Annotated in this window: 14 protein-coding genes; 3 read left to right on the forward strand and 11 right to left on the reverse strand. The window is 60.7% G+C overall.

Annotated features, from left to right (window positions below):
- The 8 genes from R6U20_RS06495 to R6U20_RS06530 all read right to left on the reverse strand — a co-directional run.
- Nucleotides 1–1,574, reverse strand: a 1,574-nt coding sequence (locus R6U20_RS06495; RefSeq protein ID WP_410337052.1) for an SLC13 family permease, incomplete at its 3' end; no start/stop codon positions are given.
- A gap of 379 nt (nucleotides 1,575–1,953) precedes the next feature.
- Complete coding sequence (locus tag R6U20_RS06500) at nucleotides 1,954–2,472, reverse strand: type 1 glutamine amidotransferase domain-containing protein (protein ID WP_410337053.1); 519 nt, start codon at nucleotides 2,470–2,472, stop codon at nucleotides 1,954–1,956.
- A 687-nt stretch (nucleotides 2,473–3,159) separates the two neighbouring features.
- Nucleotides 3,160–3,558, reverse strand: coding sequence for an ExbD/TolR family protein (locus R6U20_RS06505; protein WP_410337054.1), 399 nt, complete (start codon nucleotides 3,556–3,558; stop codon nucleotides 3,160–3,162).
- 45 nt (nucleotides 3,559–3,603) lie between these two features.
- Entirely contained in the window at nucleotides 3,604–4,302 is a 699-nt protein-coding gene (locus tag R6U20_RS06510; RefSeq protein WP_410337055.1) for a MotA/TolQ/ExbB proton channel family protein, read from the reverse strand.
- 112 nt (nucleotides 4,303–4,414) lie between these two features.
- Nucleotides 4,415–5,872, reverse strand: coding sequence for an SPOR domain-containing protein (locus R6U20_RS06515; protein WP_410337056.1), 1,458 nt, complete (start codon nucleotides 5,870–5,872; stop codon nucleotides 4,415–4,417).
- A 15-nt stretch (nucleotides 5,873–5,887) separates the two neighbouring features.
- Nucleotides 5,888–6,103, reverse strand: coding sequence for an HU family DNA-binding protein (locus R6U20_RS06520; RefSeq protein ID WP_410337057.1), 216 nt, complete (start codon nucleotides 6,101–6,103; stop codon nucleotides 5,888–5,890).
- Nucleotides 6,104–6,264: 161 nt separating this feature from the next.
- A complete protein-coding gene (locus R6U20_RS06525; RefSeq protein WP_410337058.1) occupies nucleotides 6,265–7,962 on the reverse strand; it encodes a hypothetical protein in 1,698 nt (565 codons plus the stop codon).
- Nucleotides 7,963–8,074: 112 nt separating this feature from the next.
- A complete protein-coding gene (locus R6U20_RS06530; RefSeq protein WP_410337073.1) occupies nucleotides 8,075–10,987 on the reverse strand; it encodes a tetratricopeptide repeat protein in 2,913 nt (970 codons plus the stop codon).
- Nucleotides 10,988–11,200: 213 nt separating this feature from the next.
- Between R6U20_RS06530 and R6U20_RS06535 the strand changes: the two genes are divergently transcribed.
- The 3 genes from R6U20_RS06535 to folB all read left to right on the forward strand — a co-directional run bounded on the left by R6U20_RS06535 (nucleotide 11,201) and on the right by folB (nucleotide 12,999).
- Nucleotides 11,201–11,494 (forward strand): hypothetical protein, encoded by a 294-nt coding sequence (locus R6U20_RS06535; RefSeq protein WP_410337059.1) that lies wholly within the window; start codon nucleotides 11,201–11,203, stop codon nucleotides 11,492–11,494.
- A 122-nt stretch (nucleotides 11,495–11,616) separates the two neighbouring features.
- Complete coding sequence (locus R6U20_RS06540; protein ID WP_410337060.1) at nucleotides 11,617–12,549, forward strand: PfkB family carbohydrate kinase; 933 nt, start codon at nucleotides 11,617–11,619, stop codon at nucleotides 12,547–12,549.
- A gap of 87 nt (nucleotides 12,550–12,636) precedes the next feature.
- Nucleotides 12,637–12,999: a dihydroneopterin aldolase gene (gene folB, locus R6U20_RS06545; RefSeq protein ID WP_410337061.1), complete on the forward strand. Its 363-nt coding sequence runs from the start codon at nucleotides 12,637–12,639 to the stop codon at nucleotides 12,997–12,999.
- Between the two features lie 296 nt (nucleotides 13,000–13,295).
- Here folB and R6U20_RS06550 read toward each other — a convergent pair whose 3' ends face one another.
- From R6U20_RS06550 to lnt, 3 genes are read right to left on the reverse strand one after another with little or no spacing between them, the layout of a single operon-like run.
- Nucleotides 13,296–14,039, reverse strand: coding sequence for a type 1 glutamine amidotransferase (locus R6U20_RS06550; protein WP_410337062.1), 744 nt, complete (start codon nucleotides 14,037–14,039; stop codon nucleotides 13,296–13,298).
- Entirely contained in the window at nucleotides 14,036–14,647 is a 612-nt protein-coding gene (locus tag R6U20_RS06555; protein ID WP_410337063.1) for a Maf family protein, read from the reverse strand. The genes R6U20_RS06550 and R6U20_RS06555 overlap by 4 nt, the downstream gene beginning before the upstream one ends.
- A gap of 16 nt (nucleotides 14,648–14,663) precedes the next feature.
- Entirely contained in the window at nucleotides 14,664–16,112 is a 1,449-nt protein-coding gene (gene lnt / locus R6U20_RS06560; protein WP_410337064.1) for an apolipoprotein N-acyltransferase, read from the reverse strand.
- Nucleotides 16,113–16,323 lie beyond the last annotated feature (211 nt).

Genomic DNA, 16,323 nt, shown 5'->3' on the forward strand with positions numbered 1-16,323 from the left:
TCGAGCACTAAGGGTACCAGCAGTACCGTGGCCGCGACGTTCGACATCATAAGTGAGAAGAGCGTGGTGAGCACACCCAGCGCCAGGAGGATCATAAACGGGTGGACCCCCTGAACGCTCTGCACCAGCGTCTCGGCAATGAAGGACGCCGCCCCCGACGACTCCATGGCGAGGCCGATGGGGATGAGACCAGAGATGAGAAAGATAACCTTCCATTCGACGGCGCGGTAGGCATCTTCGATAGAAAGGACGCCTCCCAAGACCATTGCAATGGCCCCGGTGAGGAAGCCGATGGAGATCGGAAGGTCGAGCAGCAGCACGGCCCCGAGGGCAGCGGCAAAGCTGCTGACAGCAAAGATCGCTTTTTCGGGGCGCTTTTCCTCACGCTTTTTCAGTGGTGTGACGGTGATAAAGTCTTCGCTTTCCTCGAAAAACTGCAGGCTCTCCCACGCTCCCTGTAGGACGAGCGTATCTCCGGCGCGGATGAGATGGTCGGCCACATCCTTGTCAATCACCTGGCTTTCGCTAAAGACGAGAACCACCTGCGCGTTGTACACGTCGCGGAGCGCTGCCTCCCGAATCGTCTTGTCAACCAGGCTCGATCGTGCCGGGATGACCACCTCCAGGTAGCCTACCTCAGCATCTTGGGCCGACTTCTCGCCTTTCTCCAGAAGACGAAGGTCGTTATCTTGGGCGAACTCTCCGATCTCTTCTTTTTGCCCTTGTACCAGCAGCTGCTGATCGGTTTCAAACTGCAGGTCATCCCAGATCTTGTACTCATCGGCGTCTTTATCGTAAGCGCGCAACAGGTTGACATTGTATTGAGCTCCCATTTGCGACTCTTCGACGGACTTCCCAACGAGGGGGCTTTTCTCCGGAATACGGAATGTGTAAATGGAGTCCGAGAGTCCCCAGACGTTGAGCATTTTTGCCCCGGCTGTCATTTCTGGATCTGTCGCCTCGCCGGTTGGGAGCAGCGACGAGCTGAATAGCAGAAAGTAGGCTACACCGACGATCAGGAGGACGATGCCGATTGGTGTTACGCTAAAGAACGAAAAGGCCTCGATACCACGGCTTGCGAGCAAGTCGTTGAGCACGATCAACGAACTCGTTCCGATCATCGTGAGCGTCCCGCCAATCAAGGCGGCAAACCCCATTGGCATCAGCAGGCTTGATATGGGGATGTTTTCCCGTTTGGAAATGCCCGTCAGAACCGGAAGAAAGAGCGCTGCGGCTCCGATGTTCTGCATGAACCCAGATAGCACGCCCACAGTGAGCGACACCGTAGACAGAATGCGTCGTCGCCCTGACCCGGCGACACGCAAAATGAAGTCGGCAATGTTGTCGGTGACGCCAGAGGCAAACAGACCGCGCCCCATGATCATCACTCCGATAATCGCCAGGACGGCGTTGCTGGAGAACCCAGAGCGGGCGTCTTCCGGAGACAGGCTCCCCGTCCATACCAGCGCCAGCATCGCGAGAATGGCAACAATGTCGATCCGCAGCCACTCGGTGATGATAAGGACGACGGTGACGGCCAGAATGCCGAGAACGATGAGGAGCTGTGGGTCCATACTGATGCGGTCAATGGGTGAAACTGAAAAACAGCCGGACGCCTTGGGGGGACGTGTCGTGGGGACGTGCCGTGAGGACGTGCCGTGGGCAGGTCGATGATTCTTGATGTATGTACACGACGGACCGGGACGCGTGTGCCGAATAGGTCGGGTCGTTACCTGCTATCTCGGAGCGTATCCGGCGCACAGGGCTATTCTCACGACTATATTCTCATGTCGATGCGGGCGCTCCCATGTTGCAAGACGCGCCTCCGCATTTCCAGCACGGTCAGGCAGCGCATTCGAGCATTGGGTTCATCGGCTGCCTGGGTCGCCACATAAAAAGCCGACCGGATGTACGTCCAGTCGGCTCGTTAGGGCTATGGGGTGCGGATGCGTGTTAGGCGAGCGCGTCCACCAGTTCGCGGCAGAAGTCGGGGATGTCTTTCACCACGCGGCCCCAGACGATGGCGCCGTCTTGGAATGCGGCCTCATCGACCCAGGTGGCCCCGGCGTTGACCAGGTCGTCTTTGATGCCGAGGCTTCCGGTGGCGCGATGGCCGTCTACGATACCCGCCGAGATGCCAACAAGCCCGGCGTGGCAGATGAGGCCCACAGGTTTGTCTTGTGCATAGAGATCGGCGACCAGCGAGGTGACGCCTTCGTAGCGGCGCATCTTGTCGGGCGCCCAGCCGCCGGGGACCACGATGCCGTCGAAGTCGTCGGCGCTCAAGTCGCGCGCGGCCACCTCGCTGGTGGCGGGCACGCCGTTCTTGCCCGTGTAGGTGCGATTGGCCTCGGGGGCAGCAATGGTGACCTCGGCGCCTTCTTCTTGCAGGCGCATGGTGGGCACCCAGAACTCCAGGTCTTCGAAGGAGCGTTCCAGAAGCACAACAACACGTTTGCCTTGAAGTCGCATAACATCGGTGGATTGAGTGAGAGCAGCAGGATGATGATGGTCTGTGGTGCAACGTACGCCACAGCACAGGGCGAATGCAATGCGTATCTGCAACAATGCTGACAGGGGCGATGCTGCTCCGCGCTGCAGTCCGAACCGGGAAGTGGGTTGGCCTCGGCATCGTCGGGCCTGGCAAACGGGTCGGCACAAGTTACCTCGTCAGCGCGATGAGGAGGACGCTCCAGCCAACACCAACCCGACTACCGCCCTCCTCGTCGCAAGGCTCGTGTCTGTACGTGTTTAGCGCGATTCTATAACTGCCCGCGATCCAGCGCTCTTCACCGAAGGATCGTGCCACACGTGCAGGAGCGGCGTCGAGATCCTTCCCCCCGACGGTCGTCGTGGGTCAGGATGACGTTGAGGTGTGAAGTAAAGGAGCAGTCCCCCAATCACTCCCCTAAAGAGGGGAGCTGTAGTACCAGCGACTGAGGGGGGGATAGACTGGAGCCAACGGTCCCCCGTTGGCTCAGCAAATGAAGGCTCCTGCGTTTCCCACGCGACAGCGATACCGAAGGGGGGTGCCGTGGTGTACGCCAGAAACGCAGACGGTGCCGACAGTGGTCGGTATCTGTTTAGCGCGATTCAATGGCCGCCCAGGATATCTGGAACAAGTCGCTAAACACATACACGGCTTTAGCCGGGGGAGTGTCAACTACGTTCGGTGGCCATCAAGACGCGTAGTTCCAGTGCCTGGGCCGCGGAGGCCACCGTGGCAAACTGGCGAATGGTAGCCCCCTCGTCTGCACGCAGCACCACAGTGGTTGTCGTTTCGCTGCGTGCATCACGCATGCGCTCTGTGAGTTGCCCTTCGGAGGCTGGATTCCCGTTCACAAAGTAGCTCCCATCCTCCGTGAGCGACACCGTGATGTACTGCTGCTCAACTGGGGCCGACGCATCAACCTCGGGGAGCGTAACTTCGATTCCCAGTTGGGGGACGAAGCTGGATGTAAGAAGGAAAAACACGAGGAGCAGCAGGACCACATCCGTCATCCCCGCCAGACTGATTGAGGATACGGGAGGGCGCGACGGCTCAAAATCGAAGCTCATAGCAATGCAGGATCCGTAGAAGAAATCGACAGAGGCATTCAAGCGCTACCCCACGGGCTCCTGAAGCAAGTCGATGAAGTCTGTTGCCGAGCGCTCCATACCGTTCGTGAGCCGTTTGATACGGTCTAACAGGTAGTTGTACGCCAGCGAGGCAATAATGCCCACGAGCAGGCCCGCAGCTGTCGTAATCAACGCCTCCCAAATACCGCCCGCAAGCACACTTGGATTTACGTTGCCTTGCAAGCTCTGAATGTCTTGAAACGCGCGAATCATGCCTAACACCGTTCCAAAAAAGCCAAGCATCGGAGCCACGCTGGCAATGCTGGCAAGCATGTTGGTGCGCTTCTCTAAGAGGAAGGTTTCATGCTTTCCAGCCGCCTGCACAGCATCCTGAATTTCAGAGATAGGGCGCCCCAAACGCTCTAAGCCCTGCCGAAGAATCCGAGTGATGGGCACGTCCTGGCGCTGACAGTACGCAATAGCTCCATCAATGTCGTTAGCGCGGATATACTCACGCACTTGATCGGTGATCACCTCTGGATTGCCGGAGGCTTGCCGAATCGTAAGCAGACGCTCAATAAACAGATATACCGCCACAAACGAGAGCAAGAGGATGGGAATCATGACCCATCCGCCTTGAATCAAAATGTCGAGCACAGACATGGCGCCCTCGTCAGCAGCAGTTGCGGCCAGGCTGTCCTCGGCCGAATCGGGAGGGAGGGCGGCCTGAAGGCGAAAGTACATAAGCAAAGAAGGCGTAAGTACAAGCGAGAAAGATACGAAAAGCAGACCCGTACGTGTGGAAAGCACACCGCACACCCGCCATGGAGAAACCCAAAGCGGCGCTACGGTTGCGCTATAGTTGTAATGCCCAGGCGTCTTCGGGGACTACGTCGCTGTATGCTTCCTGTGCATCCTGTGCTTCTGCCTGGGAATCGAACTGTCCAACGACGACGCGGTACCGCGTCGTTCCATCGGAACCGTCACTCGGCAGAATATCAACGGGAAGCCCGTCTTCTTGGAGCGACGACGTGAAGATCGATTGGAGTTCTTCCGCTTCGGTTTCGCTGGTTCGAGAGGCCACGACCAACGTCCAGCCTCCTTCATCCGGTTGAATGGAAGGCGCTTCGTCGGATGGATCGGGCGCATCCTCTTCAGCGGCGTCGTCAGAGGACTCAGCATTGCCATCGGTATCGGACGCCTCATCGTTGGACGCCTCATCGTTGGACGCCTCATCGTTGTTGGAAGGCGCGTCATCGTCTTCAGAGGCATCAGCATCACTCGCATCGCTATCCGAGGGGGCTGTGTCGGTGTCAGAGGCACCAACGTCGCGGCTGTCGGCTGTGGCATCTTCCGCATCGGAAGACGCCCCCGCTTCGCTTCCCGAAAATGAGGCGCGGACCTGTTCTGCGACCGTGCCCGGTGCTGGTACGGTACCTTGCTCGCCCAGCACGATCCATCCGCCTATAAAAGCAGCTAACAGGAAGAGGACGCCTGCTGTAGTGCGCCACCCTGTACGTTCCTGGGAGGGTGCCGGATCAGATTCACCATCAGCATCACCATCAGCAGGGGAGACAGGCGCCGCGTCATCAGCCGTATCAGATGTTTCTACCGGAGATGCAGCGGGCGTCGCATCGTCTGAACGTGCTGATGCATCGTCATCTTCATCCAGATCCAGGTCCTCATCCAGATCCAGGTCCTCATCCGGTTCGTCACCGAAGGCAACGCTCGACAAATCCCACTCCCGATCCTGGCTCCAGAAGTCGCTATCGGGAGCATCGGAGTCGCCCGCATCGTCTTCTTCCTGATCGGCATCGTCGGAAGTCTTAGGCTTATTGGATTCGGACGGCCAGAGCGATCCGGTGTCCGATCCACCCGCAGCCGGAAGTTCCTCGGTTGCATCGTCTGCATCCGCCTCAGTATCCGACGGGGTAGAGGAAGCCGCCGTTGATTTTTCTGCCTCCTCCTTGGTCTGCTTGGATGGAGACGGTTTAGATGTAGGGGGCGATGTTCGGAACGCGGAGGGCTCAGCCAGCGCGGTAGATGTGTCGGGGGCACGGGCCGGCTCAGGGGCTGGCTCTTCTTCAAGCCCGGCATAATCTTCGTTGACGGCTTCCACCAGTGCATCATCGGGCGTAAACTGGAGGGTGCCCTCGGCATCGGTCGAGAACGTACCAAGGTTCGGAATTTGCACGCCCGAACTATTGCCGGCGCGTTTTCGCACTTGTTTCAGGAGTGCTTTGAGTATGGGGGCCACCTCCGACTCAGATAACCCCAGATGGTCAGCCAGTCGGGATAAGAGACGGTCAGACATAAGCAAGGGGGGCGTTCATGAGGTAGAGGGCGAGTCGTGCGGCGTGAAGGTGATCGTGCGCTTTGGCGGCGACCACATCGCGGCATCGTCGCTTTGTTGGACGGTGCTGGAGGCGTGCTCCACCTGAATGGTACCCAGACCGGGAAGGTTTACATCACGCCCCGCGGCCAACTCGTCTTGCACAACGGCGCAAAAGGCCTTAAGAACGTCTTTGGGAGAAGGGCGAGCCATAACAATCTGTGATCGTTTTGAATTATGATGAACGCACGTACTGTAGCTTACCACATTTTGCGCCCATCTTCAATACGTGATTGGGTGGATGGACGAGAAACCGGAGGACGGTTGGAGGACAACGGCGTGCTCACCCTCTCCTGGTTACGACGAAACAGCATCTACCAGAGGAGTCGGAGTCCTGCACCAACGCGGGCAGTGGGTTGGGGGTAGCCGGGCCACTCGGTCATGTCGTTTGCCCCAATATCTTGTACGTATGCCGTAACTTCAATGTTGGGCACAATTTGCACCTCGCCTGAGAGGCCGACCCCTACGAATCCATCTGCTGTAGCTTCGCCGGTTGCATCGAGGTCGCGCGTGCCCTGGCCACGCAGATGAAACTGAAGTCGCGCCTGTCGTTCGGGGAACTGATACCCAACGGTGGCCTCCCCCTGAGCGCTGGGCACAAACGGCAGGCCATCGCCTGCGTCTACGCTGCCGCCGGTGTAGGAGACGGCCATCGTGCCAAACCAGCGGGCATGGGCCTGAAGCGTGGCATCTAGCCCAAGCGTCCATGTCGTCGCATCGAGGTACTGCGCATCGTATGTGTACTGCGCATCGTATGTCGGGGCCGACGCCAGCGTAAAGAATCGGCGCGAGGGGCTGCTCGCAACGCCGCCATGCACATCCACCTGCACCGGACCCGGTGCCCACTGCAGGCCTGCAGTGGCATCGAGGGTGCGCGCTGTTGCTCCAAGTCCGGGACGCGCATTCATGTACGGGTTCGTACGAAGCAGATCAATGGGGGTGTGAAGCGTGATCGAGGGCACTTGCTCGGCATACAGCATCCACATCGGGGCAAACCGCCACTCTACAAGCCCATACGGAGCCCCGTACGTGTTCGATGTTGACGCGCCAAGCGGAGCCTCGTCGGTCGCAGCGCCCAGGATGGCGGCGCCGCCCTCCACGCGCAGGTCGGGGCGATCTACAATCTGCACAATGCCATGCAGCGCGCCCGAGCGGCTGTCGCCCGAGAAGGCGGCGTTGCCTCCGTGCCCTGCCACATCGGCATTGCCGCGCAGGGTTACAGCAATAGCAGACAGATCGAAGGTCGCCTCAAGATCTGTGTGGAAGCGCTGGGTCGAAAAGGTCAGGTCTTCCGTCTCCAGATCGTGCGCCTCGTATCCCAGGGTCCACGTAAGCGGCAGCCCCTCGTGCACGTGCAGCGTATGCGTGGTACCCAATTGCCCAATAGACCGCTCGGGAACGGGTTGGCCGTCATTTACGCCGTACAGATCATACTGCTGATAGCCGCCGTCAATGCTGGATGTGAGTCCCCAGGTTCCACCCCGATGCGAAAGAGAGAGCGCCCCCTCGCCCCTGTCGAACGCCGTTCGCACATCGCGGTCGTCGAAGGGCTGGGCCCCGTTCATCCCTTCGTAGTCGCCCTCCAGCTGCAACGACGTGCGTGCAGATACAGGCAGTTGCAGATCAGTAGCGGCGCGTCGTTCGGTAAAGCGTCCGCCTCCTACTTCCAACGAGCCATTCATACCGCTAAGAAGCGGCGGCAGCGGCGCGCGTCCGCCGTAGTCGGCTTCGGGCGGGTCCAGGTTTAGGGGAGGCAGCGCGTCCACTTCAAACTCAATGGGGGATGCGCTGGGCACGCCTTCGAGCGGAAGGGCCTGCACCCGGGTACGCGGCTGTAGCTCTTGCAGCGTAGGCCGCTCCAGCGATGGAAAGACGACGCGATACTCTCCCCGAATCTCAATTTCGCGCGGGGTGATTTCAGGGAGCGCAGGGTCCGAGTCAGGATCTTGAGCCCATGTTGAGCTAACGCCAGCGAGTAGGAGCAGTACAGAGAGAACAACAGAACGCATCATGCAGGGTAAGGGGGATACGAAAGGCAAAAGCGATGAAGGCAGGAGGAGAGCAGCGCCGCAGGGACGCGCTCATCAGCAAACGAATCAGGCAGCGGGTGCAGCATCTTGCGGGTTACAGCGCTTCGCGCGCTTCGCGGGCTTCATCGGCATACGGCGTATCGCTATACGTATCAGCCACGCGGTCGTAGAGGCGCTGGGCCTCGCCACGCTGATCCAACTGTTCATAGGCACGAGCCTGCTCTAAGTAGCTGCGCGCCACCCAGCTCGAAAAGCCTGAAAAGAGCGATGGAATGCGCTCCAGCTCGGTAATGGCCTCATTCGGACGTCCGCTCTGTCGGAGCAGGCGTCCCAGCCGGAAGCGCGCCTCGGCTTCGCTTTCATCGTCGGCATCCGATTCCACAACCTGGCGGTACAGGCGTTGGGCTTCATCGAGAGCGCCCTCCTCTTCAGCGATACGCGCCAGCCCCAGCCGGGCCGAAGCCACCAGGCGGTTCGAGTCTTGCTCGCGCACAATCTGGCGCAGCCGCTGCTCGGCCTCATCGGCACGCCCCTGCTGCAAGAGCGCCACCGCCTCCCCGTAGCGGGCGCGCGCAACCACATCGGTAGGCGCTTCGGGATCGTTCAGCGCCTGGCGAAAGGCCTCAAGCGCCCGGTCGTAGTCTTCATTTTGTTCGTACATCTCTCCCAAACGAAGCGCCGCTTCGGGCACGCGCGGATGATCGGGGTAATTCTCAAGAAGCTGCTCAAAGAAGGTGCGCGCCTCCTGTTCTTCCTGCTGATCGGCATGGCCACGCCCCAGCAGAAAGTAGGCTTGCGGAAGATACGTATCGGTTTCAGCCACACGCACAAACTGGCGGAGCTGCTGCATGGCGGCCTCGATGTCGCCGCTCTGGTACGTGGCCTCTGCTACGCGGAATCGCAGCGCATCGCTACGCTCCGGGTCGTCAATGCGGTCGGCAATCTCATTGATGAACGCCTGGGCATTCTCCTCATCATCCTGCACCACAAACGCATACTGGATGCTGGAGGCCGCATCGGCAAACACCTCGCTTTCGGGATACTCTTCCAGCACAATCCGATAGGCTTCGATCGCCGCATCAAGATTGCCCATGTTGAAATACGCGTCGCCGATGGCGTACTGTGTGCGGGCCACACGGGGATGGTCTGGATACGCATCGAGGAGCGCTTCGTACGAGGCTCGTGCCGCCTCATACTCCTCGACCTGGAAGTAGACACCGCCCCGCCGGTAAAGCGCTTCGGGATGCCAGCGGCTATCGGGATACGAATCAATCAGCTCATCGAACGCATCGATCGCTTCCTCAAAGCGGTCTTGCAGCGCGTACGTCTCGCCCAACTGAAAGAGCGCATAGTCACGTCCGGTGTCATCAACGGCACTGTAAGCGTCGAGCGCGTCGTCGTAGCGGCGCTGGGCAAAGTAGCTGTCGCCCAGGCGGAGCTGGGCATCGGCGCGGTAGGGGATGCGCGTGTCGTCATCATACGTATTCAGGAAGCGCTCAAACGCATTGGCCGCATTTGCGAACTGCTCCTGCTTAAAGTACGACCACGCAATGGTGTAGCGCGCGGCAGGCGCCGACGGACCGTTGGGCGCTGCATCTACATAGCGCTGCAAACGGGCGCGTGCGGCATCGTAGCGCTCGGACTGAAACAGGCTCTCGCCCGCCCAAAAGAGCGCCTCCTCGCGTTGATCGAGGCGTCCGCCTTCATGCACGCGCATGAAGGCATCGGCAGCGTCGTCGTACTGGCGGCTCTCGTAGAGCGACCACGCCTGCTGAAACTCCACCGCATCGCGAATGGAGTCGGGGGCGGCCCCCAGCGCGCTGGCTTCATCGAATGCCTCCAGCGCGCGATCCATATCTTCGCGTTGCAGCGCCACGTTCCCCAACACCAGGTGCGCCCGCCCGCGCTGATCCGAGTCCGCATACGACTGCAAGAGGCGCTCCATCGTCTCCCCGGCCCGGTCGTAATTGCCGCTCTGATAGTGTAAGCGGCCGACCTCAAACGTCGCTTCGTCGGCGCGTTCGGCCGAGGAAGCTGCGTCGATATATGACGCATAGGCTTCGCGGGCCGCATCGGGATTGTCGGCGCGCTGGTAGTTGCGAGCCGCTTCAAACTGGGCTGTTGTTGCGTAGGGATGATCCGAGTCCGCCACGCGACTGAAGTGATCCGCCGCCTGCGCATGATTGCCCCGATGATGCGCCGCCCAGCCCAGCCCGTAGGCCACAACCGGCCCCGGATTGCTGCTGGCCGCCTCCGTAAAGGCGCGGTGGGCACGGTTCCACTGCTCCGTTTCCAGATAGGCATAGCCCAGCAGCGTGTGTGCGCGGGCAGTACGCTGCGAAGCGTCTTCCAGCACTGCAATAGCGCGCTCCGGCTGATCGAGCGTCATGTGAGCCTGTGCCAGCGGCTCGCGTGCCTCCTGGGCATACGATGAGGTCTCGTACCGCTCGACCACCGTACGCAGCGCACGCACCGCACTCTCGGTACGATCTTGCGACAGGTAGAGCCGCCCGGCATGGTAGGCCGCCTCAGGCGCCTCTGCCCGGTCGCGGTGGTCGTTTACGATGCCAATGTACGCATTCAGTGCAGTGCGCGTCTCACCAGCCCGATGCGCCTCCTGTGCCAGCAGCAACGTCGCCGGAACCGACACATCGGGATCAGGATGCTCTCCCAGGCGCTCCAGGTAGGTGCGCGCCTGCGCCCGGTCGCCCCGTGCCAGGGCCTCCTCGCTGATGGAAAGCAGCAGCGTACCGGCTTGCGGATGCCCCGGATACCGGCGTTGCAGCACATCCGTAAGGCGAAACGCTTCGTCGGGGCGGTCAAGCGCTTGCATCGCCCGAATCTCCAGATAGAGCGCCTCCGGAGCGGCGCTGTGGCGCGGACGATCCTGGCGGAACGACGACAGTTCCTGGGCCGCCGCCGCATACAAACCGCGATCGAACAGCTCCTGACCGCGCTCAAATGAGGGGGGCGATTGCGCCTTTCCCTCAGGAGCCCCAAGCCCCATCACGATCATTAAGCATCCAACACACACGCAACGAAACCAATGCATAGACAGAAACGGCCAAATAATCCAAAAGGAAGCTGGGCGTGAATCCTACGTGCGAAACGCAGCATACAGCACGTAAGGTTGCGAATGCAACGGGCATTTCCTACCCTACGCATTCCAACTTACAATGCATAACGCAGACACACCACACCCGGTCTCCGAAAAACTGCTATGGATACGCCGCCTGACGCCCCCTCGAACGGTCCTGCTCCTGATTCCCCGTTCAATACATCGCCCTCAGAGGGATTCGAAGGATCGTTTCCCCCACCAAACGCCTCGTCGGAATCCTCGACAGGCAATCCGTTCGACCCTCCCCCGGCCTCGGTGCAAGACGACTGGAGCACAATGACGATTCCAGCCTCCATCGCCGTTGATATGGCACGCGACTGGGTGCGCGAGCGTCAAACGGCTACCCTGCTTGGCGCTTTCGCTGCGGGCGTGTTCGTTGGCGTGCTCTCGCGATAGCACACCAGGCGCCTGGATACACAGCGCTCCTTTGCGTAGAATTCGAACGGCGGGCTCAACGATTGTTGGGCCCGCTGGGTACGTTGGTCTGTTCGCCGCTGATCATTTTTACTTGCCGATCTGTGAGTATACTTGCTGTAGGAACCGTTGCGTTCGACTCGATCGAAACGCCGTTTGGCACCGCGCCCCGCGTCCTGGGCGGCAGTGCCTCATATCTCACCCTCGCTGCCCGCTACTTCTGCCCCGACGTACGACTGGTCGGCGTGGTGGGGCGCGACTTCCCCGACGACTATGTGCAGCGCTTTCGCGATAGCGGAATCGACCTGCGGGGGCTGGAGGTGGACGAGAGCGGCGATACCTTCCACTGGAAGGGTCGCTACCACTACGACCTCAACGAGCGCGACACGCTCGACACCCAGCTTAACGTGCTTGTCGACTTTGAGCCGACGCTGCCCAAGGACTACCGCTCCAGTCAGATCGTATGCCTGGGCAACCTCGACCCGGCCGTGCAGCGCCACGTGCTCGATCAGATCGACGATCCGGGCTACGTGCTCTGCGATACGATGAACTACTGGATCCAGCACACCCCCGACAGTCTCCGCGAAACGCTACAGCGCGTGGACTGCCTCGTCATCAACGACTCGGAGGCGCGCGAGCTGGCCGATGAGCCGAATCTTGTGAAGACTGCCGACATCATCCGCGACATGGGGCCGGAGACGCTCATCATCAAAAAGGGCGAACATGGCGCGCTCCTGTTTAACGGAGACACCGTATTCAGCGCGCCGGCCTACCCGCTGGAGGCTATTGAAGACCCAACAGGAGCAGGCGATACCTTTGCTGGCGGCCTGGCGGGGCACCTGGCGCAAGTAGGAAGCTACGGAGCCGATGACCTGCGTCGTGGCATCATCTACGGTAGCGCTATGGCCTCGTTTGCGGTCGAACGCTTTGGTCCAGAGCGGCTGTACCACTTGAACCAGGACCTGATTGTGGAGCGCGCACGCGCCTTCCGCGAGCTGGCGGCCATTCCCAAACTGGCACCGCTTCAGGCTGCGTAAACAGGGGCACGGGGAGGCGAAGGGCTCTGCATCCTCCTGTATTTATGTGCAATACACCCATTTCTTCTGGATATACCGCAGCGCGCTATGCACGGAACCGTTCGGCTTATCAACGCGGTTTTCTACGGCCACCACGGCGTGATGGAGGAGGAAAACCGCCTGGGCGGGCGCTACGAGGTGGACGTGGAGGCCGACCTGGACCTGGCTGATGCGGTGGCCTCCGACGACCTGCACGACACCATTAACTACGAGGCGATCTACGACATCGTGAAGGCGCAGGTCACGCAGCACGAGTATGCGCTTATTGAGCGCCTGGCCGGGCTGATCGTGCAGGAAGTGGCTGCGGCCTACCCCGCGCTCAATGCGGTTGAGGTAACCGTACGCAAAATCGGCCCACCTGTAGGCGGCCTGGCCGACCGCGCCGAGGTCACGCTGCGCCACGAGCCATAGTGCTCTGTCACAGGTCAATCTTAGGGTAGTAACGCACCTCTCTTACATGCTGTCATCTTGAGCGAAGCGGCTCCGCCAAGGAGACGCGAAGTCCTGACACGAGCGAAGCGACTGATGAACGCAGTGAATAAAGATCTCCCCCGAAGTGGGTAGGACCCTCTGTCCCGCCGTACCTGCTGAACTCCGAGGAGATGGTTCGACTGCGCTCACCATGACAGGCTTCGTGGGAGAATGATTTCAGGGTAACCATCAAGATGAGGGTTGACAGAGCCATAGCTTATGGGGGGCGTGCGGAGCTACGCCGCATAGATCTTCAGGAAGCGGTGCAAGAGGTCATCGACCTCGGGGGTTTCGGTCAGGTTGTCGAGGACGACCTGGAAGTCTTTGTCGCTGGGCAAGTCGTCGCGGTAGTAATCGCGGTACTCGACCAGACGCTCGCGCTCGCGCTCCGCATCCAGTTCGCTATGAAACTGCGTACTGTAGCACGGCCATTCGGGCATCCGGAACGCCTGATTGGGCTGATCATTGCACGCCAGTTCGATGGCGCCCTCGGGCAGTTCGGCCACCCGGTCGTGATGCCCCATGTTGGCCTTGAACGTCTCTGGAAGGGTGCCAAATAGCGGGTCCTCTTTGCCCGCCTCCGTGAGCGACACGCTGCGGCAGCCCAGTTCAGAGCGCTCCGAATCGTGGATTACGCGTCCGCCAAAGGCCCGGGCAATGATCTGATGCCCCCAGCACGCCCCAAACAGGGGGCGTTCGGCCTCAGCCACGAGTTGCACGAAGTCGAGCAGCGCCCCCATCCACGGAAATTCGGCGTAGGCCGAGTACTCACCGGCTCCTCCAATAAACACGGCATCCACCGCATCAAGGTGGCGTGGGGCAAGCGGGTCGCGCAGCACGCTAAGTGACGTAAGCTGATCCGGACGCAGGTGAGCACGCTCCAGAAAGCAGAGGCGCTCTTGGCGTTCCATCTGAGCAGAGGTGCGCGCTTGCAAAAGCAGCACCTGCACCGAGTCGATAGGCGAAGACGAGTCGTTCATGCGGGGTCGGCAATGAGGTCAGAAAAGTTGGTGCGAAGGGTGGCATACAGGGTGCGCAGCGGCAACCCCATCACGTTATAATAGTCGCCATGCAGGCGATGTACAAACAGCGACGCAATGGCATCTTGAATGCCGTAGCTGCCAGCTTTGTCCATGGGCAGTTCGGAGCGCACGTAGGCATCGATCTCGGCATCGGTAAGCGGGGCCATAAACACCGTGGTTTGCGTAACCGTAGCCACGCGGCGGCCGGTTGCGGGATGGTGTAGCGCCATGCCGGTAAGCACATGGTGACGTCGGTCCTGCATGCGCTGCAGGAGCGCACGGGCCGCTTCGGGCGAATCGGGCTTGCCCAGGATCTCTTGTTCAAACACAACCACCGTGTCGGCGGCCAGCGTGAGCGCATCCGGATGGTTGTGTGCTACCGGAGTCGCTTTCTGGTGCGCCACAGCACGTACCGCTGCGTGGGGAGACGCATCGTCTGGCAACTGCTCTTCTGCCGGGCTGACCTCCACAGTAAACGGCCACTCGACTTGCTCCAGCAACGCTCGCCGCCGGGGCGACTGCGAGGCTAAAATCAGCGGCGCACGGAGCGTCAGCAAGGGCGGCATGGGTACAGCAGGAGACTCAAGAGGATAAGCGAGCAGGCACACGTACGAGCAGTAAGGCGATCGCGGTCCATGCAATGTCAGTGTACGGGGCCGTGCGCACGTACAATCCGGGCGGATGGGGGTCGGGCCATTGAACGGATACGACGGCCTCGGTGTCATAGGATGCAAGCGGGGTAGCTGCGCCCGACGGAGCCACAAGCGTGGTGGGACCACTCACCGAGGCCACAAGCAGCGGGCGGCCTGTTTCCATAGCGCGCAGGCGGCTGTATTGCACATGCTGCCGCGCTGGCTGAGCGCGCTGCCACCAGCCCGTTTGGGCTATCGTAATGAGACCGCGGGTACGGGTGAGGTCGGAGCCAAGCGCTGCAAGGAATGGACTCGCCAGACTTTCAAAGCAGACGAGCGGCACCACAGGCACCGGTGCCTGCGTCCAGGCTGTAGCTCCCGGGCCGGGCATATAGACGCGATCGCGGTCTCCTTCCATGGCAAAACGATTCAACGCTCGCCACCACGATGCCCCCGGCACAGCCTCGGCAAATGGAACCAGATGGTGCTTGTCGTAGCGGCGTACGGGAGCGTTTGGAGTATACAACAGTACAGCATTGGTAACAGCACCGGAGGCAGTCCCCGAGAGCACGGCTCCGGTGAGCAGTGTGGTACGCCAGCGGGTCGTAAGGGCCTGCATGCCCGTTGTGTCGGGCGGATGCAGGGCTGTTTCGGGCCATACGATGAGATTCGGAGCCGTTGCGGCGGTGTCAAGCGCGGTTTCGGTGAGGGTTTGCAGACGATCCCGGCGGGTATCGGCATCAGCCTGGGCCCAGGTCGTGGGCGGCACGTTCGGCTGCACGGCCCACACAGTAGCCGGAGCCGTTGGCATGGAAGTGGAAGCAGGCATAGTCAGCCCATACAGCGCAAGCAGTCCACCCAAAAGGAGCATCAGAAGCAAGGCACCACGGAGTGGACGTCCCCACAGACGAACGGCACGCCGCATAGAAGCAACAGTCAGCGGGAAAGCCCGATATAACCAAAAGGCTCCCGCATGCAGTGCGCCGATGCCAGCGGTGAGGGCCACGGTACCGCCCAGCCGCACGAGGGTGTACGCTCCTGGACTATCAACTACCGCATGCGCGCCAAGCACCCACGGAAACGCCCAGGGCCCACGTTGCACTACAAGATCCACAAGCATCCATGCTCCAACCCACACGGCAATCCCCGCACCGGCACGGTTCTGAAGTACGAGCGCGCCGCCAGCCATAAGCGGCAGGCTATACAGCAGCGAGAGCAAAAGCAGAGCCGACGCGCCCGCTTGCACGCCCGCCGCCGTTGCGTGATGAAGAATCCACGGGTAAGCCGCCACGTACGCGCCGATGTGGGCAAGCAACGCTGGGCCTGCCGTATGCGTAAGTGCCGACTGCGGCGCAACCGGCACACGATCCCAGACAATCCACAGTGGCAGAAAAGCCACCCATCCCAACAGGCTCACCCCGTATCCCAACGCAGCAGCCCATGCTCCTGCGCTTACAAGACTTGCCCCATACACCGCCCCAACTGACCGGATGCCATTTCGGTGCCTGGGAAGCAGAGCGTCTGCGCGCATAGAAATAGGGAGGCCGCACGTTCAAGAAGACATATATGGATATGCCAGAATCGACATGACTTCAGAGAAATCGTATCAA

Source organism: Longimonas sp. (assembly GCF_046498435.1).
In the GTDB taxonomy this organism is placed as follows: domain Bacteria; phylum Bacteroidota; class Rhodothermia; order Rhodothermales; family Salinibacteraceae; genus Longimonas.